This window comes from Streptomyces sp. NC-S4 (assembly GCF_054353315.1).
Genome location: NZ_CM135937.1, coordinates 7,884,742 through 7,908,236 on the forward strand (window position 1 = coordinate 7,884,742; position 23,495 = coordinate 7,908,236).

The 23,495-nt window shown below is 72.7% G+C and carries 21 protein-coding genes; 11 read left to right on the top strand and 10 right to left on the bottom strand.

From position 1 onward, the window contains the following. The first annotated feature begins 110 nt into the window (after nucleotides 1–110). The 3 genes from ACXNSR_RS35270 (at nucleotide 111) to ACXNSR_RS35280 (ending at nucleotide 3,560) form a co-directional block, all read left to right on the top strand. A complete protein-coding gene (locus ACXNSR_RS35270) occupies nucleotides 111–1,358 on the top strand; it encodes a cytochrome P450 (RefSeq protein ID WP_458639391.1) in 1,248 nt (415 codons plus the stop codon). 363 nt (nucleotides 1,359–1,721) lie between these two features. After that, nucleotides 1,722–2,969: a PucR family transcriptional regulator gene (locus tag ACXNSR_RS35275; RefSeq protein WP_458639392.1), complete on the top strand. Its 1,248-nt coding sequence runs from the start codon at nucleotides 1,722–1,724 to the stop codon at nucleotides 2,967–2,969. 183 nt (nucleotides 2,970–3,152) lie between these two features. Further along, on the top strand, nucleotides 3,153–3,560 hold the full coding sequence (locus tag ACXNSR_RS35280) for a peptidoglycan-binding domain-containing protein (protein ID WP_458639393.1): 408 nt from the start codon (nucleotides 3,153–3,155) through the stop codon (nucleotides 3,558–3,560). 14 nt (nucleotides 3,561–3,574) lie between these two features. Here ACXNSR_RS35280 and ACXNSR_RS35285 read toward each other — a convergent pair whose 3' ends face one another. Then, the gene (locus tag ACXNSR_RS35285; RefSeq protein ID WP_458639394.1) at nucleotides 3,575–5,161 is read right to left on the bottom strand and encodes a molybdopterin-dependent oxidoreductase; all 1,587 of its coding nucleotides are present in this window, start codon (nucleotides 5,159–5,161) and stop codon (nucleotides 3,575–3,577) included. 309 nt (nucleotides 5,162–5,470) lie between these two features. On the opposite strand from ACXNSR_RS35285, the gene sigK reads away from it, so the two are divergent. The 4 genes from sigK to ACXNSR_RS35305 all read left to right on the top strand — a co-directional run bounded on the left by sigK (nucleotide 5,471) and on the right by ACXNSR_RS35305 (nucleotide 8,311). Continuing rightward, nucleotides 5,471–6,061, top strand: coding sequence for an ECF RNA polymerase sigma factor SigK (gene sigK / locus ACXNSR_RS35290; protein ID WP_458639395.1), 591 nt, complete (start codon nucleotides 5,471–5,473; stop codon nucleotides 6,059–6,061). Then, nucleotides 6,058–6,807 (top strand): anti-sigma factor, encoded by a 750-nt coding sequence (locus ACXNSR_RS35295; protein ID WP_458639396.1) that lies wholly within the window; start codon nucleotides 6,058–6,060, stop codon nucleotides 6,805–6,807. The genes sigK and ACXNSR_RS35295 overlap by 4 nt, the downstream gene beginning before the upstream one ends. 140 nt (nucleotides 6,808–6,947) lie before the next feature. Further along, nucleotides 6,948–7,592: an L-threonylcarbamoyladenylate synthase gene (locus ACXNSR_RS35300; RefSeq protein WP_458639397.1), complete on the top strand. Its 645-nt coding sequence runs from the start codon at nucleotides 6,948–6,950 to the stop codon at nucleotides 7,590–7,592. A gap of 83 nt (nucleotides 7,593–7,675) precedes the next feature. Continuing rightward, nucleotides 7,676–8,311 carry a carbonic anhydrase gene (locus ACXNSR_RS35305; RefSeq protein WP_458639398.1) on the top strand — a complete coding sequence of 212 codons (636 nt, stop codon included), beginning with the start codon at nucleotides 7,676–7,678 and terminating at the stop codon, nucleotides 8,309–8,311. Nucleotides 8,312–8,326: 15 nt separating this feature from the next. Here ACXNSR_RS35305 and ACXNSR_RS35310 read toward each other — a convergent pair whose 3' ends face one another. Together ACXNSR_RS35310 and ACXNSR_RS35315 are read right to left on the bottom strand one after the other, a co-directional pair. Beyond that, the gene (locus ACXNSR_RS35310; RefSeq protein ID WP_458639399.1) at nucleotides 8,327–8,860 is read right to left on the bottom strand and encodes an EF-hand domain-containing protein; all 534 of its coding nucleotides are present in this window, start codon (nucleotides 8,858–8,860) and stop codon (nucleotides 8,327–8,329) included. Between the two features lie 202 nt (nucleotides 8,861–9,062). Beyond that, nucleotides 9,063–11,177 (bottom strand): SpoIIE family protein phosphatase, encoded by a 2,115-nt coding sequence (locus tag ACXNSR_RS35315; protein ID WP_458639400.1) that lies wholly within the window; start codon nucleotides 11,175–11,177, stop codon nucleotides 9,063–9,065. Nucleotides 11,178–11,376: 199 nt separating this feature from the next. Between ACXNSR_RS35315 and ACXNSR_RS35320 the strand changes: the two genes are divergently transcribed. The 3 genes from ACXNSR_RS35320 to ACXNSR_RS35330 are packed head-to-tail and all read left to right on the top strand — an operon-like array spanning nucleotide 11,377 to nucleotide 13,664. Next, a complete protein-coding gene (locus ACXNSR_RS35320) occupies nucleotides 11,377–12,162 on the top strand; it encodes a hypothetical protein (protein ID WP_458639401.1) in 786 nt (261 codons plus the stop codon). Between the two features lie 27 nt (nucleotides 12,163–12,189). Further along, nucleotides 12,190–12,768 carry a zinc-binding dehydrogenase gene (locus ACXNSR_RS35325; RefSeq protein WP_458639402.1) on the top strand — a complete coding sequence of 193 codons (579 nt, stop codon included), beginning with the start codon at nucleotides 12,190–12,192 and terminating at the stop codon, nucleotides 12,766–12,768. Next, a complete protein-coding gene (locus tag ACXNSR_RS35330; RefSeq protein ID WP_458643477.1) occupies nucleotides 12,651–13,664 on the top strand; it encodes a DUF2804 domain-containing protein in 1,014 nt (337 codons plus the stop codon). Before ACXNSR_RS35325 ends, ACXNSR_RS35330 begins: the two co-directional genes overlap by 118 nt. 69 nt (nucleotides 13,665–13,733) lie before the next feature. Here the strand turns inward: ACXNSR_RS35330 and ACXNSR_RS35335 are convergent, their stop codons facing one another. Both ACXNSR_RS35335 and ACXNSR_RS35340 read right to left on the bottom strand, forming a co-directional pair. Continuing rightward, nucleotides 13,734–14,912, bottom strand: coding sequence for a GDSL-type esterase/lipase family protein (locus tag ACXNSR_RS35335; RefSeq protein ID WP_458639403.1), 1,179 nt, complete (start codon nucleotides 14,910–14,912; stop codon nucleotides 13,734–13,736). A 58-nt stretch (nucleotides 14,913–14,970) separates the two neighbouring features. Further along, a complete protein-coding gene (locus ACXNSR_RS35340; RefSeq protein WP_458639404.1) occupies nucleotides 14,971–15,540 on the bottom strand; it encodes a TetR/AcrR family transcriptional regulator in 570 nt (189 codons plus the stop codon). A gap of 151 nt (nucleotides 15,541–15,691) precedes the next feature. On the opposite strand from ACXNSR_RS35340, the gene ACXNSR_RS35345 reads away from it, so the two are divergent. Further along, complete coding sequence (locus ACXNSR_RS35345) at nucleotides 15,692–17,536, top strand: glycoside hydrolase family 15 protein (RefSeq protein WP_458639405.1); 1,845 nt, start codon at nucleotides 15,692–15,694, stop codon at nucleotides 17,534–17,536. Nucleotides 17,537–17,548: 12 nt separating this feature from the next. On the opposite strand, the gene ACXNSR_RS35350 is transcribed toward ACXNSR_RS35345, so the two are convergent. From ACXNSR_RS35350 to ACXNSR_RS35370, 5 genes are all read right to left on the bottom strand, one after another. After that, the gene (locus ACXNSR_RS35350) at nucleotides 17,549–18,235 is read right to left on the bottom strand and encodes a CatB-related O-acetyltransferase (protein ID WP_458639406.1); all 687 of its coding nucleotides are present in this window, start codon (nucleotides 18,233–18,235) and stop codon (nucleotides 17,549–17,551) included. Between the two features lie 66 nt (nucleotides 18,236–18,301). Continuing rightward, a complete protein-coding gene (locus tag ACXNSR_RS35355) occupies nucleotides 18,302–19,348 on the bottom strand; it encodes a cytochrome d ubiquinol oxidase subunit II (protein ID WP_458639407.1) in 1,047 nt (348 codons plus the stop codon). Beyond that, on the bottom strand, nucleotides 19,345–20,793 hold the full coding sequence (locus ACXNSR_RS35360; RefSeq protein ID WP_458639408.1) for a cytochrome ubiquinol oxidase subunit I: 1,449 nt from the start codon (nucleotides 20,791–20,793) through the stop codon (nucleotides 19,345–19,347). The genes ACXNSR_RS35355 and ACXNSR_RS35360 overlap by 4 nt, the downstream gene beginning before the upstream one ends. 31 nt (nucleotides 20,794–20,824) lie before the next feature. Next, nucleotides 20,825–21,619: an SDR family oxidoreductase gene (locus tag ACXNSR_RS35365; protein WP_458643478.1), complete on the bottom strand. Its 795-nt coding sequence runs from the start codon at nucleotides 21,617–21,619 to the stop codon at nucleotides 20,825–20,827. 212 nt (nucleotides 21,620–21,831) lie between these two features. Next, on the bottom strand, nucleotides 21,832–23,412 hold the full coding sequence (locus tag ACXNSR_RS35370; RefSeq protein ID WP_458639409.1) for a GMC oxidoreductase: 1,581 nt from the start codon (nucleotides 23,410–23,412) through the stop codon (nucleotides 21,832–21,834). Nucleotides 23,413–23,495 lie beyond the last annotated feature (83 nt).

A 23,495-nucleotide genomic window follows, 5' to 3' on the forward strand; every position in this document is an offset into this window, starting at 1 on the left:
CCGTGCATGCTGGGAAAGCCGGGGAACCGGAGTCGGCCGGCGACCGGTGCCGCAACGACGACGGAGGGGTCCCCGATCCGCCGATCCCGCGAGCCGCACAAGGACGCACCATGAGCCAAGCCATGCTCCGGCAGATCCTCGACTACTCCAACCGCGCCGACCCGTACCCGCTGTACGAGGAGCTGCGCAGGACGCCCGTGTTCCACGACGAGGACGGTCCGTACGTCGTCAGCACCTACCACGAGATCCAGGGCCTGCTGCACGATCCGCGCATCAGCTCCGACCCCCGCAATCTGACGCTGCCATCGAGCGATCCGCTGGCGCAGGAGGACGGCGGCGACTCGGCGCTGCCCCCGGTGTTCCTCAAGCTCGACCCGCCGGACCACGACCGGCTGCGCCGCATCACGAACCGGCCGTTCGGGCCGCCGCACTCGCCGCACAAGATCCACGACATGCGCGGCGAGCTCGACGGCATCGTCTCCGGCCTCATCCAGGGCATCGTCGACACGGGCTCCCCGGAACGGATCGACCTGGTCGACCAGTTCTCCTACCCCTTCCCGGTGACCGTGATCTGCCGGCTGCTGGGCGTGCCCCCCGAGGACGAGGCCCGCTTCCACGGCTGGGCCGACACCATCGCCGCCAGCCTGGACCCCGATCCGGACGCCGACCCCGCCGAGAAGCCGAAGGCTGCCGCAGACGCGCAGATGGAGCTCGGCATGTACCTGGCCGGGCTGATCGAGGAGCGGAGCAAGGAGCCGGGAGAGGACATGCTGTCCCAGCTGGCGGCTGCCGGTCAGGATCCCGACGGGGGCATGAGCGCGCTGGAGGCGATCAGCACTGCCGCGCTGCTGCTGATCGCGGGCCACGAGACCACGGTCAACCTGATCACGAACGGCATGCTGACCCTCCTGCGCCACCCGGACGTCCTCCAGCGGCTGCGCCAGGACCCGCAGCTGGCCGTACCGATCGTCGAGGAACTGCTGCGGTACGAACCGCCCGTGCAGCTCCTGCCGCGACGCAGCACGATCGACGACATCGAGGTGGCCGGGGTGAACATCCCCAAGGGGGCCACGGTTTCGCTGATCCTGGCCTCCGGCAACCGCGACCCGAAGCGGTTCGAGAACCCGGACCGCTTCGACCCCGACCGCGGGGACATCCAGCACCTCGGCCTCGGCAGCGGCATCCACAGCTGCTTCGGTGCCCCGCTGGCCCGCATGGAGGCCCAGCTGGCGCTCGGTGAGCTGGCCCGCCGGCTGGAGAACCCGCGGCTGCTGGAGGACCCGCCCCCGTACCGTCAGAACGCGGTCCTGCGCGGACCCCGGCACCTGCCGATCGCCTGCGACGGCATCCGCCCCTGATCGCGGGAAGCCGCGACGGACCGGGGCGAGACGAGCAGCATGCGGGAAGGGCACAGCATCTCCACAGGATTTATCGAAGCGTGATAACTTCCCGCAACACGTCTCAGCACATCCAAGAATCCGGAAGGTCTCCTTCCGACGGGTTCATGACAGGTCGTCGTCGCCCTGCCTGCCACCCCCGGGTCCCCACGACAGCAACGAGGCACGGCTGAGGCGAGACAGCAGCAACCGAAACCCTCATGAGGCGATGCCGAGGCACCACCCCGCCTGCGCGGCAAGGAGACTGACGAAAGAGATGTCCCGCGGTCGGCGCCCCGGCCCTCCCGCGGGACAGGCTTCACCCCGGTATGAACGAGGAAAACGATGTGCGAACTCCTGAACCGCATCTGGTCCCGCCCCCGAGGCGAGTGGACCCGCGTCCTGCGCAGGGAGCTGCCCGTGCTGGCCGACGAGATAGCCAAGGAGCTCCTGCGCGAGAACCCGGCACTCAACGCACTCGTCGACGACCACGAGACCATCGATGACGAACTGCTCAGGGACTCGGTGGAAAGGGCCCTGTGCAATGCTCTCGGTTACCGGCAGCCCGATGACCGGAACCCGGGCGACGGACGCCCCCGCCCCGAGCGGGCGAGCGATGACGGATCTGACGGCGGCAAGGAGGAAAGCCCCCGGCCCGCCCCGGAAGCGATACGGGCCACCGGACTCGTGCCCAGGCAGCGCGACCGCCGCAGCGCGCCCGCGGCGACCCCCGCAGCGGCCGCCGCCGCGAGCACAGCCGCGGACACCGCCCCGGATCGGTACGCGCCCGCCACGCCGCCCGACCGGGCCCGCGAGGAACTGTTCAGGGCGCTCACCGACGCCAGGGCCGGCTCCGGACCGTCCCTCACCGAACTGGCAGAAGCGGCCGACTGGCCGCTGCCACCGGCCGTACGGGGCGTCGTCCTGGCCACCCCGGGCGAGACCCAGCAGCTGGCGACCGTACTGGAGAACTCGCTCCCCGGCGCGTTCGCGGGCCAGCCCTGCCTCCTGGTCCCGAGCGAACCGGACAGCCGTGCCGCGCTGGAACTCCCGTTGCGCGGCCGCTTCGCAGCCGTGGGCCACGCGGTTCCCCTGACGGACACCGCCTCCTCCCTGCGCTGGGCGCTGCGCCTGCTCGCCCTCACCCCGGCCCGCCCGAGTGCCGAGACCCGGCCGGTCTTCGTCGACGACCACCTCTCCACCCTGCTCCTGCTCCAGGACCAGCCACTGGCACACGCGTTGGCCGCCCACTGGCTCAAGCCCCTGGCCGGCCTGACCCCGCGCCAGAGCGAACGGCTGGAGGTGACCCTCCTCGCCTGGTTCGAAGGCGGGGGAGCCCCGGAGGCCGCGAAGGCCCTGAGCGTGCATCCCCAGACCGTGCGGTACCGCATGCGGCAGCTGGAGAAGCTCTTCGGGCCGGGGCTGCGTGACCCCCGTACCCGGTTCGAGCTGGAGATGGCCCTGCGCAGCCGCCGGCTGATGGCGCAGGTCCGGCTCCAGCACTCCCGGATGGGCCGCAGGACGGGCCGCGCCATCACGACGAACTTCCCGCCGCTGGTCGCCGAGAGGATGGCCCGGGTCAACGGCCTGTGACCCGAGGCGACCGGCCCGGCCCGGCCGCCCCACCCCCTCGCGGGGCGGGGCGGCCGGGCCGTTTTCGCGGTCGCGGCCCCGCGTGCCCGTTAGAGCCGTGTTGGTGGCCCGTTACGGCCGTCGGACACGATGCGCAGCGAGCAGCGAATCGATGTGTCCCGACCCTCGACCCAGGAGATGCCCATGCACAAGAAGTCCACTTCCCGGATCGCCGTCGTCATGGCGGCCGCCGCCCTCCTCACCGGTGTGACGACCGCCGGCAGCGCGAGCGCCTCGACCACCGCCCCGTACATCGGGAACGGCTACCCGAACAACCCGCACGCGGTGTGGTGCGTGCAGCGCATGATCAACTACGCGATCGACCGCGGCCGTTACTGGGGCGTCGCGAAGGTCGCCGAGGACGGCGCCTGGGGACCGAAGACCCGTCAGGCCGTCATCGACGTCCAGAAGGGCACGGGCGGCAGCCTGCAGCCCGACGGCATCGTGGGCCCGATGACCGGCGACATGCTGATGTTCGAGGGCGACCCGTACTACAGCGGTGGCGGCGCGGGCAACGGCTACTGCCACACCTACCTGCCGACCACGTACTGACACGCACCGCGCTCTCAGGTGACGGTGACGAAGACGCTGTGCCGGCCGCTCGCGCCGTCGGGGACGGTCCGGGTGCGCGCTTCGGCCTGTACCGCCCCGGTGCCGTCGGTGGCGCGGACGGTGATGGTGTGCCCGCCGGGGGCGGCCTGCCAGCGGTAGGACCACTGGCGCCAGGTGTCGGGGGTGTCCTGCGCGGCGAGGTCCGCGTCCTGCCAGGGCCCGTCGTCGACGCGGAGTTCCACGCGGGTGATGCCGCGGTGCTGGGCCCAGGCCACGCCGGCGACCATGACGGTGCCGGCGGCGGGACGGGCGAACGGTTTGGGGGTGTCGATCCGGGACTGCGTCTTGACCGGCGCCCGGCGGGCCCACTTCCGCTCGACCCAGTACGGGTCGTAGGCGTCGAAGGTGGTGAGCTCGATCTCGGTGATCCACTTGCAGGCGGACACGTAGCCGTACAGGCCCGGTACGAGCATCCGGACGGGGAATCCGTGCTCGAACGGCAGCGGTTCGCCGTTCATGCCGAGCGCGAGCATCGCGTCGCGCCCGTCCATGACGTCCTCGACCGGGGACCCCAGGGTCATGCCGTCCACGGAACGGGCCACCAACTGGTCGGCCGCGCCGCCCTTCGACGGCGGCCGGACACCGCATTCGGCCAGCAGGCCGGCCAGGGGGACACCGAGCCAGCGGGCGCTGCCGACGTACGGCCCGCCGACCTCGTTGGACACGCACGTGAGGGTGATGTCGCGTTCGATCAGCGGGCGGGCCAGCAGCTGTTCGAGGGTGTAGCCGCGGGGCCGGGTGACGCCCTTGCCCCGGATCCGCAGCCGCCAGGTACCGGCGTCGACCCGGGGGACGACGAGAGCGGTGTCGACCCGGTAGAAGTCCCGGTTGGGTGTGGTGAAGGAACTGACCCCCGCAACCTTCACCTGCGCCCCGGCCGGAACCGCGGGCGCAGGTGAAGCGGGGGCGGGCAGGACGAGGCCGTCGCGGGAGGCCACGGCGCCCCGGCCGCGCCGACCGGACAGGGCGCGACCGGCCACCGCGGCTCCGGTGGCGGCCGCGGCGGTCAGGGCCGCCGCGGCGAGGAACCCCCGTCGGCTCCAGCCGCCCCCGGTGCCCTCATCACCCGGAGCGGAGCCGACGGGGGCGGCTTTGCCGGCCAGCACGTACAGGACGGCCGCGCCCGCGAGGGCGCCGAGGAGGGAAGGGAGGGTGTCACCGGCGCCCTCGGAATCGGGCCTGCTCAGGGCCGCGGCCACGCCGACGGCTCCGAACGCCAGTACCCCGGCCGCCCCCGTGCGCCGGTACCGCAGTGACACGACCCCCAGGACGACCGCGAACAGGGCCACCAGGAGCAGGATGCCGAGCTGGAGGACGATCTTGTCGCTCTCCCCGAACGTGCGGATCGCGAAGTCCTTCAGCGCGGCAGGCGTCCGGTCGACGACCGAGCCGCCGACCACCGTCACCGGTCCGGCGGCCGGCCGCACCAGGCCTGCGGCCGCCTCGGCCACGGCGAGCGCCGCGAACCCCGCCACAAGCCCGGCCAGTGCACCACGGGCGGTGCGGAGGAAGGTGGTGCGGTAGCTGCTCACGCCCGGCATTCGGCCCGATCCGCCCGGCGGATGGGTCCCTCACCCGAACGGGTGAGGGACGCCGCCCGGCACCCGCCGCCCGGCACCCGCCGACGGCCTCGATCGGGGGAAGCCCGGTCCGCGACGCCGACACCTGTCACCCCATCCGCATGTCCGTCCGCTACGAAGTACGCATCAAGGACACCTGCACCACACTCCCCACGGACGAAGGACTGCCATGTCACGGACACCCCGCCGACGGGAGGCCGGCCCTCGGCCCCGGTCACAGCCGCAGGCGCAGCCGCAGTCACAGCCCGGATCACGGTCGGAGCCCGCCCGGTGAACCAGCCCCTCCCCTTCGGTTCCGCCAGGCGCCCCGGTGCCCCCGCCGACCTCGCCCAGGTGATGCGGCAGGTCGCGCGCGGGGACAAGGACGCCTTCTCGACCCTGTACGACGCCCTCGCGCCCATGGTCTTCGGGATCGTGGTGCGCGTCGTCCGGGACCGTGCGCAGTCGGAGGAGGTCGCTCAGGAGGTCATGATCGACCTGTGGCGGCAGGCCGCCCGCTACCGGCCCGAATCGGGCGGTGTGAGTGCGTGGGCGGCAACCATCGCCCACCGCAGGGCGGTCGACCGCGTCCGTTCGGCGCAGGCGGCCGCCGACCGTGAGCGAGCGCAGGCCGCCCGGGAGCACCGGACTGCGTACGACGAGGTCGCCGAGCAGGTCGAGGTCCGTCTGGACAGTGAGCAGGTCCGGCGCTGCCTGCGCGGTCTGACCGAGCTCCAGCGCCAGGCGGTGACCCTGGCCTACTACGGGGGCCTGACCTACAGCGAGGTCGCCGAGACGCTCAGCACGCCGCTTCCGACCATCAAGACGCGCATGCGCGACGGACTGATCCGGCTCCGCGACTGCATGGGGGTGACCACGTGACCCGCCACGCATCCGACATCCACGTGCTGGCCGCTCCGTACGCGCTGGACGCCCTGGACCCCGGCGAGCGCGCGGAGTTCGACGCCCACCTGGCCGGGTGCGACGGCTGCCGGCAGGACGTGGCCGACTTCCTGGCCACCGCCGCGCGCCTGGCGGCCGCCGCGGCCCAGGCCCCGCCCGCCGCGATGAAGCAGCGGACCATGTCGGAGGCCGACCGCGTGCGCCAGCTCCCGCCCCGCCTCCCCGCGACGTCCCCCGCCGCCGTGCGCGGCACGCTGCGCCGCAGGGCGCTCCCCGTGGCCCTGGCGGCGAGCCTGGTGGCGGCCGCGTCGTTCGCCGGTCTGGCCGCCTGGCAGAACCAGGAGAGCCGCCACTACGCACAGCAGGCCCGGCAGGTCGAGCAGCACCTGGCAGCCGTCAGCGGCGTCCTGGCCGCGCCGGACGCCCGTACCGCGCACGGCCGGGCCGACAACGGAGCCCTCACCACCGTCGTCGCCTCCGACCGGCAGAACAGGGCCGTGTTCACCGCCACCGGCCTGCCCGCCCCGGCCCCGGGGAAGACCTACCAGCTGTGGCTCGGCCACGACGGCACGATGCGCCCGGCCGGATTCGTCCATCAGGACGGCACCGTCCTGATGGACGGGGACGCCGCCGGGGCCGACGCGGTCGGCCTCACCCTCGAACCCGCCGGCGGATCCGCACAGCCCACCACCGCTCCGGTGCTCCTGATGACCCTGCCCGCCTGAGGACACGAACCCGCTTGCGGGCCCGTCCCACGCCGGAGGGAGGACCGTACGAAGGGCGCGGGCGGGTCCGCCGGTTCCGGTACCCTGCCGGGGTAATCCAGCAGGTGCGGGCACAGAGCCCGGTGGGATGGAGATCGGCCATGGCCCTTCGATACGACTGCTCCACGGCTTCGGGCCGGACCGACGGGCTGAGCGCGGCCGCCCGGGCGGTGGGCCGGGGCGAGCTGGTGGTGCTCCCGACGGACACCGTCTACGGCATCGGGGCGGACGCCTTCGACCCGGACGCGGTGGACCGGCTGCTGGGAGCCAAGGGCCGGGACCGCGCGATGCCCTCGCCGGTGCTGGTCGCCTCCCCGGACGCCCTGCACGATCTCGTCGCCGATCTCCCCAAGCAGGGATGGGCCCTGGTGGAGGCGTTCTGGCCGGGCGGGCTGACCCTGGTCGCCCGCCATCTGCCCACGCTGTCCTGGGACCTCGGCGAGACCAACGGCACGGTCGCGGTCCGGATGCCGTCCCACCCCGTCGCGCTCGACCTGCTCGCCGAGACCGGACCGATGGCGGTGTCCAGCGCCAACCTGACCGGCCGCCCCTCCCCGCAGGACTGCGACGCCGCGCAGGGCATGCTGGGCGACTCCGTCGCCGTCTACCTCGACGGCGGGCCCACCGAGGCCGCCGTCGCCTCCTCGATCGTGGACCTCACCGGCCCCGTACCGGTCCTCAGGCGGGCCGGCGCGATCAGCGCCGACACCTTGCGCGGCGTCGTGCCCGACCTGCTGGAGCCCTGACCCGCGGCGGGCGGGCGGCCGCGGGCCGCCCCTTCGCCGGACCCCGCAGTGTGGAGGTCCGGGCGGGGCCGTAGCCTGCGGTCATGAGTACCTCGCTGTCACCGACCCCGTCCGAGGCCTTCGAGCTGCTGCTGGCCGGCAACCGGCGTTTCGTCGCGGGCGCACCCGAGCACCCGAACCAGGACGCCGCCCGCCGCACCGAGACCGCTCCGGCCCAGAGCCCCTTCGCCGTGTTCTTCGGCTGCTCCGACTCGCGCCTGGCCGCCGAGATCATCTTCGACCGCGGGCTGGGCGACCTGTTCGTCGTCCGCACCGCGGGCCACGTCGCGGGTCCGGAGGTCCTGGGCAGCATCGAGTACGCGGTGAGCGTGCTGGAGAGCCCGCTGGTCGTCGTACTGGGCCACGACAAGTGCGGTGCGGTCGCCGCGACCCGCGCCGCCCTGACCGACGGCGTCAGCGCCACCGGCTACGTGCGCGACGTCATCGAGCGCGTCACCCCCAGCGTGCTGGCCGCCCGCGCCGCCGGACTGACCGACGAGGACGACATCATCGCCGAGCACATACGGCACACCGTCGACCTGCTCCTGGACCGCTCCCGCGTCCTCGCCGACCAGGTCGCGGCGGGGCGTACCGCCGTGGTGGGCCTGTCCTACCGACTGGCCGACGGCAGCGCCCGGATCGTCACCACCCGCGGTCTCCCGAGCGAGGTGTCGGCCTGACGGGCACGCCGACGGTCACGGCCTGTCCGGGGATCCGTAGGCGGCGCCCATCGGGGAGACGCCGGTGGTGACGAAGTCGCGGATCCCGGCGAGGTAGGCATCGCGCTCGACGAGTCCGTCGTGATCGGTGTCGAGGCCGTCGAAGGCCCGGTCGGCGTCCGCGGCCGTGTTCCGCGAGGCGACCCGCAGCCGGGTGAACTCCGCCCGGGAGAGCCGGCCGTCGCCGTCGATGTCGGCGACGTCGAAGAGCGAGCCCAGGGCGGGACGGCAGGAGCGCTCGAACGCGTCGTGCCCGGCCCAGGTGCGGTACTCCTCGAAGGTCACCCGGCCGTCCTGGTCGGCGTCCATGTCCGCCCAGACCTCCTCGTGGGCGGTGCGTGCTGCGCCGACCACGCGGTGGCCGGCCTCGCGGCCCGCCGCCGCGGCCGCGCGATCCACCCGCGCGAGGTACTCCGCCCGCGAGATGACGCCGTCGCCGTCCACGTCCAGCATGGCGAAGATCCGCCGCTTGGCCGCATCGGTGATCGTCACCGTGGTTCCCTCGGACATCGCTCCCGCTCCCGCCTGTTCGGTCGACGATCCCGCCGACACCCGCACCGGCCGTGCCCCGGCGCGGCGCGCCGCACGGCTGCCGGGGAAGCGGCACACACAAGATCACCACAGGCCGTCGGGGTGTCGCCAGCCGCCGTACCGGCCGTCCCCCGGACGGCCGAACGCCGGCGCCCGGACGGCACTGCGTGCGGCGGGCCGGTCAGGCCGGCCCGCCGGCCTGACCGGTGGGCGGGTGGGGCCGTACATGGGCGATGACGAGAGCGACGTCGTCGGCCGCGTCGTGGTGGCGCAGTGCGGCCAGGAGCCGGTCGCAGGTCGGCTCCGGCGGGAGGTCGGGATCGGCGAGCAGCCGCAGGAGCAGGTCGAGCCGGTCGTCCAGGGCGTCGTCGCGGGTTTCGACGAGACCGTCGGTGTACAGGACCAGCCGGTCCCCCGGGAGCAGGTCGAGGACGGTGTTCTCGAAGTCGGTACCGCCGAGGCCTCCCGTGCCGAGCGGCACGCCGGCGGGGAGGGCGAGCAGCCGGGGGGCCTGCCCCGACCGGATGACGACCGGGGGCGGGTGCCCGGCGAGGGCGACGCGGCAGCGGGAGCGGTGCGGGTCCCAAGTGGCGTAGACGCAGGTCGCGATGGTCCCTTCCAGCTCGGCGGTGATGTGGTCGAGGTGGCGCAGCACCCGGGCCGGGTCGAGGCCGAGGTCCGCCAGGGTACGGGTGGCCGTGCGCAGCTGCCCCATGGTGGCGGCGGCGTTGACGCCGTGCCCCATGACGTCGCCGACCACGAGGGCGGTCCTGTCCTGCGGCTGGGGGATCGCGTCGAACCAGTCGCCGCCGATGCCGCTGGCCGCTGCCGCGGGCTGGTAGCGGTAGGCGATCTGCAGGCCGGCGGAGCGGGGCGGGGGCTGGGGGAGGAGGTGGCGCTGGAGCGTCAGGGCGGTGTCGGTGGCGTGCTGGTACCAGCGGGCGTTGTCGATGGCGATGGCGGCGCGGGTGGCCAGCTCACCGGCCAGGGTGACGTCGTCGTCGTCGAACGGAAGCGGATTGCGGGTGCGCAGGAGACCGAGGGCGCCGATGACCTGGCCGCGGGCGGTCAGCGGCACGGCCATGTAGGAGTGCGCGCCCTCGTGGACCAGGAGGTCCGCGGCGGCCGCGTCGCGCGCGATGTGCGCCAGGTCCGGGCCGGTGACGTGCGGCACCAGGACGGGCCGTCCGGTGCTCACGCAGCGGGTGACCAGGCGTTCGGCCGGATACGTGGTGCGCTCGCCCACCGGATCGGCGGCACGGACCGAGGCCGTCTCGTAGGCCGCCGCCACCGCCAGGGCCATGAAGAGGGCCTGCCCCGTCCGGGGACCGGGCGCCGTGGCGACACTGCCTTCCAGGACGGAGTCGAGGACGTCGACCGAGGCGATGTCGGCCAGGTCGGCCACGACGAGGTCGGCGAGCTCGCGGGCGGTGCGCTCCAGGTCCAGGGTGGTCCCGACGGTCACCGACGCCCGGGCGATGAGGTCCAGGCGCCTGCGGGCTCCGGCGGCCTCCTGGGCCGCGCGGTAGCTGTCGGTGACGTCCACCACCATGAGGGCGACACCGATCACCCGCCCGCGCGGGTCCTCCAGCCGGTAGTACGAACCCGACCAGGCGTGCTCCCGGTCCGGGTCGGCGGGGGTGCGCCCGATGCCGTACTGGTCCAGCAGGGGTGCGCCGGTTTCCAGGACCTGGCGCATGGCGGCCTCGATCGAGTCCGTGTCCAGGAACGGCAGCGCCTCACCGGGCGTACGACCCAGATGCCGCTCGGCGGGCAGGCCGTTGATCCGCTCCAGCGTAGGGTTGACCAGGACGTAGCGCAGGTCGGTGTCCAGCACCGCCAGCCCGAGCGGGGACTGCGCCACCAGAGGCACCGACAGCGCCAGGTCCCGTTCCACGCCCCGCAGCACGGCCTCGTCGCAGGCGATCCCCAGGGCGTACACGCCGCCGCGCTCGTCCTGCAGCCGCATGTTGCGGAACTCCACCAGCCGGGTCGAGCCGTCCTTGCGCCGGACGGGGAACACGCCCGCCCAGGCGCCGCCGCCGGCCATGACCTTGGCGAACAGTTCGAGGACCAGGTCGACGTACTCCTCGGCGACCAGCAGTTTCGCCGCGTAGCTGCCGAGCGCCTCCTCGGCCGACCAGCCGAACAGGTCCTGTGCCTGCGGGCTCCACAGGGTGATCCGCCCGTCGGCGTCCAGGACGATCGCGGCCACGCTCAGGACGTCCAGCAGACCGCCCGGCTCGAAGGGAACCACTCGTGCAGGGCCGGGCGCGGCCCGGGACGTCTCGGACATGACCACGACCGGACCTCCTTCACCGCATATCACCCAGAATCGCATCTGTGGCTCATTTAGGCGAAAAGGCAAGCAGGTGCCGCAGTCCATGATCAGGTCGATGTCGTGGCCGATCGTCCCGTCCGCCCCTCGCTCCCCGCGGAATTGCCGCAGACTCGGTACGCCTTCCGCCGTTCACCACCGAGGTCCGAGGAGCTCCATGGCCGACACCGTCAACTCACTGGTCGCCCGCCTTCACGAAGTGCTGGTGGGACTCCTGACCGATGGGCCCACTGCGGCACCACCGGGGCGGGACGGCTCCGAGGGCCTTCGCGACGTCGTCGCGCGCGCCACGGCACTCGGCCCCGACGCCGGGTGGCTCGTCGCCGCGGGCCACTCCAGCCTCTTCGGCCTGGCCCTCGTACGCGGGCAGGCGGAGCAGGCCGTCTTCCACCTCGACGCCGCGGTGACGGCCGGCTTCAACGACTGCGTGGTGCTCCACGCCGACCCCATACGTCCGCTGCACCACGATCCGCGCTTCCGGGCCCTGTACGAGCGGATGCGCATCACCCAGGCCGACCTCGACGAGTTCTTCTGGCTGCACCAGGAGATGCAGACCATGTCGAGGGAAGCCCAGCAGGCGACCGTCGACAACATCGGCCGTCTCGACACCGGGGTGTCGCTGCTCCCGCAGGCCCCCCTGCCGACCCGTGAACCGCACACCCCCGGCGTCCTGATCACCCGTATCGACCTCGCCGCGACGCAGACCGCGCTCCGACAGGCGGCCGTGAAAGCGGATTTCCAGCGGGCCTCCGGCAATACGAGCCTCGGTCTCATCGACGACTCGTGGGACCACCCCCGTGCCGTGCGCGACGCCTGGTACGCCGATGAGCTGGACACCCGTCGTCAGCAGGCCGCCGAAGCCCGGGCGTTCGTCGAACGGCCCGGCGCCGGCACCACGCTCCTCCCCTGCCCGCCGCTGGGCTCGATCACCTATCCGGCCTGAGGGGAACCGCGCGGGGTCGCCCCCGAGGTGCTGCGCCTGTCCGGCCTCACCCCGCCGCAGCCCGGTCCGGGACAGGTCCGGATCCGGGTTCGTCGCGCCGACCGGCGACGGCGCGCGTGTCGTCACCATCGCCGACATGCCGGCGGCGCAGCACGGTGTGCGCTTCGGTGCGGGCAGCACCGACCGCACCGACCGCACCGAGGACTCCCTGCCGGAGCTGGTACGGCCGGCCGCCGGGGGGGGAAGCTCTCGGTACCGGTCTGGCGCACCTACCCGCTGGAGGAAGCCGCCCGGGCCCACGCCGACCTGGAAGCCCACGGCAACCGCGGCAAGGCCGTCCTGCTGCCCTGCCCTGAGCCGTCCGCGGGTCCGGCGCCGGAGGGGCGGGTTCGCGCAGGGGTTCACGCGAGCGCCCGCGTCGGCCGACCCACGGCCGGTAGGGTCCGGCCATGTCCACGCACGAACGTGAGATCGTCGAGCCCGTCGACCTGTGCCGCGGCGACGGAAGGCTCGCCCCGGCCGCGATCGGCTGGTCGCGCCGGCCCCTGCACCGCTGCCGGATCCCCGGCTGGGGGCGGACGAAACGGTGGGAGTACTGGTGCGTGACCACCCCCGCGCACCTGGTGGCCCTGACCGTGAGCGACCTCGACTACCTGGCCCTGAACTCGGTCTACGTCCTGGAATACGGTTCGGCCGTGCGGGAGTTCGAGCGCACCGCGATCGTGCCCGGCGGATTCGGGGTCCGGCTCCCCGACACCATCGCCGGAGCTCCGGATCCGGGGTCCCCCTCCCTCGTGGTCGGACCGCGGCGGCCGGCCGGGGGCCGCGTGCGGATCGAGATCCACGGGGAGGGCTCCGGCACCCGCCTGCGGGCCCGCTGCGTGAGTCCGCAGGGCCTCCCGGTGGAGGTGGACCTCCACGTCGAGATGCCCGCCGGGCACGAGACCCTCTCCGTGGTGGTGCCCTGGGACGAACGCCGCTTCCAGTACACCTCCAAGCACACGGCCCGGCCCGCGTCCGGCACCGTACGCATCGGCGGCGACGTGCTGGCCTTCGGCGACGACGCCTGGGGCACCCTCGACCACGGGCGCGGCCGGTGGCCCCGCTCGGTGGCGTGGAACTGGGGCGCCGCCTCCGGGCGTACGGACGGCCGCACCGTCGGGCTGCAGTTCGGTGGCCGCTGGACGCGCGGCACCGGGGCGACGGAGAACGCGGTGTGCGTGGACGGCCGGATCAGCAAGCTGGGCCAGGAGCTCCAGTGGTGCTGGTCCCGGAGCGACCACCTGGCGCCGTGGTCGGTCCGCAGCCCCGGATCGGACCGGGTGGACCTGGTGTTCACCCCGTTCCACAACCGGTCCACCCGCGCCGACCTCGGTCTCCTCGCCAACCGTACGGACCAGTGCTTCGGCCACTACGCGGGCTCGATCCGCACGGACGACGGCGAGCGGATCGCGGTGGACCGGCTGCTGGGATGGGCCGAGGACGTCCGTATGCGCTGGTAGGCCGGCCCGCCGCAGTCCGTGCCCGGGCGCCGCCCGACTCGCGGCTCCGTCCGCCCCGGCCCGCGCGGATCAGCCGGTCCTGGCGGCGAAGGGGCCGTCGCCCGAGAACGCCAGCCGTGCGAAGTTCTCGGCGATGCGCCGGTGTCCTTCGGGGCCGGGGTGGAGCGCGTCCGGCAGCGGGAATTCGGCGTGGTCGCGCTCGCCGAACAGGGCCCGCCCGTCGAGGTGGTGGAGGTTCGGATCGTCGGCGGCCCGCTGCTGGACGACGGCCGCGAGCGCGTCGCGGACGATGTTGAGGGTGAGCCGCCCGGCGGCGCGTTCGGCGGGATCGCCCGTGGCCCTGAACCGCAGGGTCCCGTCGGTGAAGTCAGGGGCGAGCGGGCCGGGGGTGTCCTCCTGGACCGGGCACAGGATGGGGGAGACCACCAGCAGCGGTGTCGTGGGCCGGCCCTCTCGGATGGTGTCGAGGAAGCCGTGGACGGCGGGGGTGAAGGCGCGCAGGCGCATCGTGTCGCCGTTGACGACATTGATGCCGATCTTGAGGCTGATCAGGTCCGCCGGGGTGTCGCGCATCGCACGCGCGGTGAACGGGTCCAGCAGCGCGCTGCCGCCGAACCCCAGGTTGACCAGCTCCACTCCGCCCCGGGCGGCGGCCAGGGCGGGCCAGGTGGCGCTCGGGTGGGCGGCGTTCGAACCGTGGCTGATGGAACTGCCGTGGTGCAGCCACACCCTGCGCCCGCTGCTGCGTGCCGGTTCGACGGGGGCATCGGTGCGCAGGGCGATCAGCTCGGTGACCTCCGTGTGCGGCAGCCAGATCTCGATGCCCTTGTCACCGGTCGGGAGCCCGGTGAACCGGGCGGTCCCCGGGGGCCCTTCGGTCAGCTCCGAGGTCTGGGCGACCATGTCGGTGACCGTACGGACGTTACCGTCGGCCACGGTGGCCCGGGCGGTGGGACGGCCGTCGACCAGCAGGTCGTACACGCCGTCGGGCGGGGCCGGGAAGCCCCGGTACACGCGCTTGGTGGGCAGCGTGTCGAGCTCGATGACGGTGGCCCGGGTGCGGAAGACCAGCCGTACGCCGGAGGGTTGGGCCTCGGCCACGGCCAGCCGCTCGTCGGGGATCTGCCGCCGCGCCCGGGCCGGCAGCCGGTGCGGCAGCAGACCGTGCGCGGTCCGCTCCACGTCGAGGTGCCCGCGCAGGAGGTCCGCGGTCACGGGTGTGGTGATCCAGCCCTGCTCGCTGCTCATTGCCTCAGCCTCCTGATATCGGGGTGTACGGGGGACGTACGGGGTGGTGCGCCGCAGTTCAGCGGGTGCTCCGCTGCCGCAGCGCGGCGTCGAGGGATTCCAGGGTCCAGGCCCAGGAGTCCTGCGGGTCGACGGCCGTGTGGCTGAAGCCGCCGGCGGCCTCCAGGCTGACGTAGCCGTGGAAGACGCTGCCCAGCATGCGGACCGCGTGCGTCTGGTCCGGCTCCGCCAGGTCGTAGCCGCGCAGGATCGCCCGCGTCATCTGCGCGTGCCGCACGCCCGCGCTGGCCGCCGCCGTCTGCGGGTCGAGCCTGAGCCGGGCGGCGTCGTAGCGCCCGGGATGCGCCCGGGCGTAGTCGCGGTAGGCGTTCGCGAAGGCGGTCAGGGCGTCCTTGCCCGCCCGGCCGGCCACCGCGGCGGCGACCAGGTCGGCGAGTTCCTCCAGCGCGAGCAGGGCGATCCTCGTCTTGAGCTCGTGGGAGTTCTTCAGGTGCGAGTACAGGCTCGCGACCTTGACGTCGAACCGCCGGGCGAGCGCCGAAAGGGTCACCTGGTCGAACCCCGCCTCGTCGGCCAGTTCCGCCCCGGCCAGGGTCAGCCGCTCCGGGGTCAGCCCCACGCGCACCATAACCTTCACCCTCCTTCGATATGACGATAGAGATTATGCATTTACCTAAAGTCTATAGGCAACTCTCGGCGGGACGGTGCCGCGGGCCCGGCATACGCTGGTGCGGGGGGCCGAGATCCGGGCGGCGACGCATGCCGGAAGGGACGCCCAGATGGACGAGTACCCGCTGATCGAGAACCACGGCCTGATAGGCGATCTGCAGACCGCGGCGCTGGTGACCTCCGACGGTGTGGTCGACTGGTTCTGCTGCCCGCGCTTCGATTCACCCAGCGTGTTCGGAGCCCTGCTCGACAAGGACAAGGGCGGCCACTGCACGGTGCGCCCGGCCCACGCGACGTACGCGACCAAGCAGTTGTACCTGCCCGACACCGCGGTCCTGGTGACCCGCTTCATGACCGAGGCCGGCGCCGGCGAGGTGGTCGACTTCATGCCGCTGACCGGCACCACGGTCACGGCCCGCCACCGGCTCGTCCGCATGGTCCGCTGCGTGCGCGGCAGCATGACCTTCGACATCGACATCGCGCCCCGGTTCGACTACGGGCGCAAGTCGCACGACCTGAACCTCACGCAGAACGGGGCGGTGTTCACCGCCGACGGCGCGACCCTGACCGTGCACACCATCCGGGAACCGGACGACGAACGGCTCGGCCGGCTCCTCAGCGCCGGCGAGCGCGACGTCCACCTCACCCTGCGCCTCGCGGCGGGGCAGCAGCGCGGGCTGATCCTGGAGTCGGCGGCCGACGGGCCGCCCCGGCAGATCAGGCTCACCGAGTACGAGGAGCTGTTCCAGTCCACCATCCGCTACTGGCGCAGCTGGCTGAGCACCTCCCGGTACACCGGCCGCTGGCGCGAGGCGGTGGAGCGCTCCGCCGTGACCCTGAAGCTGATGACCTACGCCCCCACCGGCGCCGTCGTCGCCGCCCCCACCGCCGGACTGCCCGAGCAGCTCGGTGGCGAACGCAACTGGGACTACCGCTACACGTGGATCCGGGACGCCTCCTTCTCCGTGTACGCCCTGCTCGGCATGGGCTTCACGGAGGAGGCGAGGGCCTTCATCGGGTGGCTCGACGACCGCATCAAGGAACGGGCGGGCGGCGAGAGCGAATCGGGGCCGCTGAACATCATGTACGCGGTCGACGGCTCCTCCGATCTGAAGGAGGAGACCCTGGACCACTGGGAGGGCTACGAACGCTCGGCCCCCGTCCGCATCGGCAACGGCGCCGCCACCCAGCTCCAGATGGACATCTACGGCGAGGCGCTGGACAGCATCTCCTTCGCCCACGGGCACGACATCCACCTCGGCTACCACGGCTGGACCGGCATGGTCCACGTCCTGGACTGGCTGGCCGACCACTGGGACCAGGCCGACGAGGGCCTGTGGGAGACCCGCGGCGGGGCCCAGCACTTCACCTACGGCCGGGTGATGTCATGGGTGGCCTTCGACCGTGCGCTGCGGCTCGCCGCGGCCGGGGGCCGCCCCGCGCCCATGCAGCGCTGGAACACCACCCGGGACCGGATCTTCCAGCAGGTCATGGAGAAGGGGTGGAACGAGGGGCGCGGCGCCTTCGTCCAGCACTACGGCAGCGAGGTCCTCGACTCCTCGCTCCTGCGCATACCGACCGTCGGCTTCCTCACGCCGCAGGACCCGATGTGGGCCTCCACCCTCGACGCGATGGAGCAGGAACTGGTCAGCGACAGCCTGGTGTACCGCTACAACCCCGAGGCGTCCCCGGACGGCCTGCGCGGCTCCGAGGGCACCTTCTCCCTGTGCACCTTCATGTACGTCGACGCACTCGCCCGGGCCGGACGGATCGACCAGGCCCGGCTGGTCCTGGAGAAGATGCTGGGCTACGCCAACCACCTGGGCCTGTACTCCGAGGAGATCGACCTGACCGGACGACAACTGGGCAACTTCCCGCAGGCGTTCACCCACCTCGCCCTCATCGACGCGGCGATCACCCTGGACGCGGCCCTGAACCGGGGCTCCACCCGGTAGGGGCCCGTCCGCTCAGGCTCGGGGGGCGGCCCTCTCCAGGGCGTCGACGGTGCCCGACATGACCGTTCGGATGTGTTCGGTCAGGTGGGCCGCCGGCCAGTCCCACCAGGCGATCGAGAGCAGGCGGGCGATCTCGTCGTCGGTGTAGCGGGTGCGGATGGTCCTGGCCGGGTTGCCGCCGACGACGGCGTAGTCGGGCACGTCGTCGACCACGACGGCACCGGAGGCGATCACGGCGCCGTGCCCGATGCGCACTCCGGGCATGACCGTCGTGCGGTAGCCGAGCCAGACGTCGTTGCCGACGACCGTGTCCCCCCTGCCGGGCAGGTCGGTGAGCAGGTCGAAGTGCTCGGCCCAGGAGCCGCCCATGATGGGGAAGGGGAACGTGGAGGGGCCGTCCATCCGGTGGTTGGCCCCGTTCATGATGAACCGGACCCCGGCGCCCAGCGCGCAGAACTTCCCGATGAGCAGCCTCTCCGGCCCGTAGTGGTAGAGGACGTTCCTGGTCTCGAACGCGGTCGGGTCCTCCGGGTCGTCGTAGTACGAGTACTCCCCGGCCTCGATCAGCGGTGACGTCAGCAGCGGCTTCAGCAGCACCACGCGCGGCTGGTCCGGGAACGGGTGGAGCACGGTCGGGTCCGGGGGAAGACGGTTCACGGCGGTCGCTTTCGGTACGGAGACGGCTGGCGAGGGCTCCATTCTGCGCGTGCCGTACGGGGTTCGGGTGTGCCGGGACCGTCGACGGCCCCGGCACACCGTGCCGCGTCAGGCCCCCGGCTCCGGGTCGCCGCCGCGGCGCAGGTCGGCGTCGGTGAGGGGTTCCAGGTCGCCGCGGGTGTCGAGCCGGTACAGGAAGGCCACCGCCGGGAAGACCAGGACCGCGGCCACGAGGGTCACGATGAGCAGCCAGTGCAGGGTGCTGGGCGCGCCCGCCGCCTCGGCCACCGTCAGCCGGCCCGGGATGAGGTACGGGCGCTGCGCCGCGCCCCACGCGATCACGGCCGAGGCCATGAGGACGACGGCCGCCGGCCGGGACCACGCCCCGGAGGTGCGCAGCAGCAGCCACGCCGTGACGAGGGTGGCCAGCACGGCCACGATCACCAGGGCGAGCCCGGCGCCGTGTGTGAGGCCGTGCCACAGGTGGGGGGCGTCGGCGTGGGCCACGATCAGGGTGACCGCCCCCAGCACCGCGAAGGCGGCGAGGGTGACCAGCGCCCGCCGCCGGAAGTAGGCGTGCAGGTCGGGGGCTTCGTAGCGGACCGCGTCCGCGGCCAGGAACACCGCCCCGAGCAGGGCCGTGCCGACGACGGCCAGCAGGCCGAAGAAGACGGAGGTCGGGTTGAACCAGGCGTGCGCCGTCGGCTCGGTGCCCGGTCCCACGCGCCCCGAGGCGATCCCGCCCGCGGCGGCACCGAGGAAGAACGGGGTCAGGAGCGAGGAGATGGCGAACACGGCGCCGTAGACGCGCCGTCCGGCGATCCTGCGGGTCGGCTTGCGCAGCGCGAAGCCCGCGCCGCGCAGCACGATGCCGATGGCGGCGAGGGCCAGGGGCAGCCACATCGCGGAGAACACGGTCTGGAAGAACTCCGGGAACCCGGTCCACATGATGACCAGGACGAAGATGAGCCAGACGTTGTTGACCTCCCAGACCGGGGCCATGGCGTGGTCGATGAGCCACCGGGGGCGCTTCCCGCGTTCCGCGCCGCCCGCCGTCAGGTCCCAGAAGCCCGCCCCGTAGTCGGTGCCGCCCGCACAGGTGTAGGCGGCCACGGCGAGGAGCAGGACGGCGGCGACCACGCCGGCGGCCGTCACGGCCTGCCGTCCTCGGCCGGTGCCGCGACGGCGGAGCGCGGGCCGTAGGGGGTGTCGGCCTCGGGTGTCGCCGTCCTGCCCGCCTCACGGCTCCGTTCGTCGTCCTGGCGCCATCGGGTGCGCATCTTCAGGAGCACAGCCAGGAAGGCGCCGAAGACGAGCACGTACACGACGACGACCACCGTGAACATGGTCCACAAGGTGCTGGAGCGGGCCCCGGTCACCGCTTCGGCGACCCGCATGTTCTCGTACACGATCCACGGCTGGCGGCCCACCTCGGTGGTGATCCAGCCGCACTCGACGGCGACGACGCTGGCCACGCCCGCGCAGGCGGCACTGCGGTAGAACCACGGCGAGGCGGGCAGCCGGCGGCGCCGCCACCACACGAACGCGTACCAGAGGACCAGCAGCACGAGCACCGAGCCGATGCCGACCATGATGTCGAAGGTCCAGTGGATGAGGGTGGCCTGGGTGACGGTGGGCCGGTTCTCCGCCGGTACGGACGTCAGCCCGTGCACCTCGGTGTCGGGGCTGAAGCCGGCCAGGATCGAGTCGAGTTGCGGGATCTTGATGCCGCCGGTGACGGTCCCGTCGGGGTGGAGACGGCCGAAGAGGTACTCCGGGACGTGCGTGTCGGTGTTCCAGACGATCTCCATCGCCGCGAACTTGACCGGCTGCTTCTGGAACACCGCCCGGGCGATGGCGTCGCCCAGCATGAACTGGACGGGCGTGAACACGGCCGCGACCGTGAACGGAACGGTGAAGCCGAGCCGGTGGTAGCGGTCGCGGCGCCCGCGCAGCCAGCCGACGGCGTACACACCGGCCACGACGTATCCGGCGGTGAGCAGCATCGCCACGACGAAGTGCCAGTACTGCGGACCGAACATCGGCGTGAAGATCGCCTTCCAGACGTCCACGTCCACCGGATTGCCCTCGGAGTCGAGGGAGAAGCCCCGCGGGGTGTTCATCCAGGAGTTGGCCGCCAGGATGCCGAAGGCGCCCAGCAGGGCCGTTGCCGGCAGCGGCAGCCCCAGGAGGAAGTGGGTACGGGCCGGCAGCCGGCGCCACCCGTAGAGGTAGATCGCGATGAGGACGGCCTCCAGGAAGAAGGCCCAGGCCTCGACGCCGAAGCCGATCCCGAACACATCGCCCCACCGGCCCATCAGCCCCGGCCACAGCAGGCCGAACTCGAAGGACAGGACGGTGCCCGTGACGACGCCGATGGCGAACTGCACCGCCATGACCGCCGACCAGCGGCGCGCCAGGAGCAGGGCGGTCGCGTCGCCGCGCCGCAGCCCGTAGCCGTGCATGATCAGGGTGATCAGCGGCAGCGCCACGCCCATGGGCACCAGGATGATGTGCGAGGCCAGGGTGAAGGCCATGAGCGAGCGGGCCGGCAGCATCTGAGGCGGTGCCTCCGCCAGCAGGTGGAGCGTGGTGTGCATGCGTCCCTCCCCGGGGCCGAGCGGATGGAGGTCAGCCGCCGGTGGCGAAGCCCGGGAAGAGGGTCATTCCGCCGTCCACGTAGAGCGTGGCGCCCACGACGTAGTCCATGAGGTCGGAGGCGAGACCCACGGCCGCGTGGGCGATGTCCTCCGGGTCGCCGACCCGGCCGTACGGGATCAGCTTGAGCAGGTCCTGCTCGGCCTGCTGGGTGTCCCAGGCACTGCGGTTGATGGGCGTCCGGATCGCGCCGGGGGCGATCGCGTTGACGCGGATCTTCTTCGGCGCGAGTTCCTGGGCGAGGGTCTCCATCATCATCTGCACGCCGCCCTTGGAGGAGGCGTAGTTCACGTGTCCGGCCCACGGGATGATCTGGTGCACCGAGCTCATGCAGATGATCTTGCCCGCGGAGCTGGAGACCTCCGGGACGACCCCGCGCCGCAGGAACTCCTTCGTCGCCTCGCGCGCGCACAGGAACTGCCCCGTCAGGTTGACGTCGATGACCTTCTGCCACTGGGCCAGCGTCATCTCGGTGAAGGCGGAGTCCCGCTGGAGGCCGGCGTTGGCGACGAGGATGTCGATGGTTCCGAACTCCTCGACCATGCGTTCCGTCATGGCCACGACCTGGGCCTCGTCGGACACGTCCGCCTCGTACGCCGCCGCGCGCACCCCGAAGGAGGCGATCTCCGCGACGACCTTCTCGGCCTCCTCCCGCCCGGCCACGTAGTTGACGACCACGTCCGCCCCGGCCCGGCCCATGCCGATCGCCGTGGCCTTGCCGATCCCGGAGTTCGCACCCGTCACCAGTGCCTTCTGGCCCCGGAGCAGGTGCGCGGGGATCACGCCCCGGGGTACGCCCTCGGTGGAACTCACGACGGACTGCCTCCTTCGCACCGCCACCCCGTGCCGTCGGGGCGACGGCACCCCGGCGGGTCCGGCGTCACCCAATCACCGCCCCCGGCGCGCGGCGGCCCGCTGCGCCCCGCGTTGCGCCACCCGGCGCAGGATCTTCGCCCGGTCGGCGGTGCCGCCGCCGCGGATCAGCCCATGCGTTCGAGGAGGTGGTCGCCGACCCGCAGGGCGTTCGCGATGGCCGTCAGGGACGGGTTGACCGCGCCGATGCTCGGGAAGAAGCTCGTGTCGACCACGTACAGGTTGTCCAGCTCGTGCGCCTTGCAGTTCAGGTCCAGGGCCGACGACGCCGGGTCGGTGCCGAACCGTACGGTGCCGGCCTGGTGCGCGGTTGCCCCGATCGGCATGCCCTTGTGCAGGTAGAGGCTGTGGTCCAGCAGATGGTGCTCGTGCATGCCCAGGCGGCCCAGCATGCCCTGGAGCTTGTGCCGCAGCCGCTTCAGTCCGGCCGTGTTGTGGGTCTCGTCGAGCGCGAGGTGGATGCGGCCGTCGCCGTCCAGGGTGACGCGGTTGTCGGGCAGCGGCAGGTCCTCCCCGCACAGCCAGAAGTCCACCGCGTGGTGGGCCATGACCTCGAAGGGCATGTTCGGGGTCACCGCTCCGGCCCAGCGCGGGGCCTCGCCGTGGATCTGCTCGGCGTCCGACTTGCCGAGCATCTGGATCCCGCCCAGGGGGTAGTCCCAGTCGTCCGCGCCCAGGTACCAGTCGTGCAGGGCGAGGGTCTTCTGGAACTGCGTGTCGTTCGGCTCCCGGGAGACCGCCATCAGGGCCAGGTTGTTGTGGCGCATGTAGAACCGCCCGACCACGTCCGACCCGTTCGCGAGGCCCCCCGGATGCCGGTCGTTCGCCGAAGCGAGCAGCAGCGCCGCCGAGTTGACCGCGCCGCAGGCCACGACCACGAGGTCGGCGGAGAACCGGGCCTCCTCGCCGCCGGCGAGGCGGGCGACGACCGCGCTGACCGTGCGCCCGGTCGGATCGGTCTCCAGCCGCAGCACGTGGGCGTGGGTGACCAGCTCGACGCCGGGGTGCCGCAGGGCGGGCTCCACGCAGATCACCTGGGCGTCGGACTTGCCGCGCACCAGGCACGGGAAGCCGTCGACCCGATTGCAGCGGATGCAGACGCTGGAGGGCGTCGCCCGGCCGGCCGCGTCCTGGTCCAGATCGACCCCGATGGGCAGGTGGAAGGGGTGCAGGCCCTGCTTCTCCAGGTCGTCGCTCAACTGCTGGATCCGCGGCTCGTGTTCCACCGGCGGGTGGGCGTACTGGGCGCTCGCCGGACCCTCGAAGGGGTCCTCGCCGTGCCGGCCGTGCACCCGGTAGAGGTGCTCCGCCTGGGTGTAGTACGGCTCCAGGTCCTCGTAACGCAGCGGCCAGGCGGGCGAGATCCCGTCGTGGTGGCGCAGCTCCCCGAAGTCCTGCGGGCGCAGCCGGAACAGCGCCGCGCCGTAGAACTTGGTGTTGCCGCCGACGTAGTAGTTGACCTCGGGCGGGAACTCGCGGCCGTGCCGGTCGAACCAGAACTCGGGCGCGCGGTACTTCCCCTTGACGAACACCGCCGTGGAGTCCCAGTTGTCGCGCTCGCGGGGAAGGAAGCCCCCGCGTTCGAGGATCAGCACCCGTTTCCCGGACGGGGCGAGCCGGTGGGCGAGCGTGCCGCCGCCCGCGCCCGTTCCGATGACGATGACGTCGTAGTGCGGAGCGTCGTTCAACCGGATCACCGTCCTCGTCCCTGCGGTGCCGCCGCCCGGGCGGGCCTGTCGCGGCAGGGTCCCCCTTCGAACGTATACGCCCC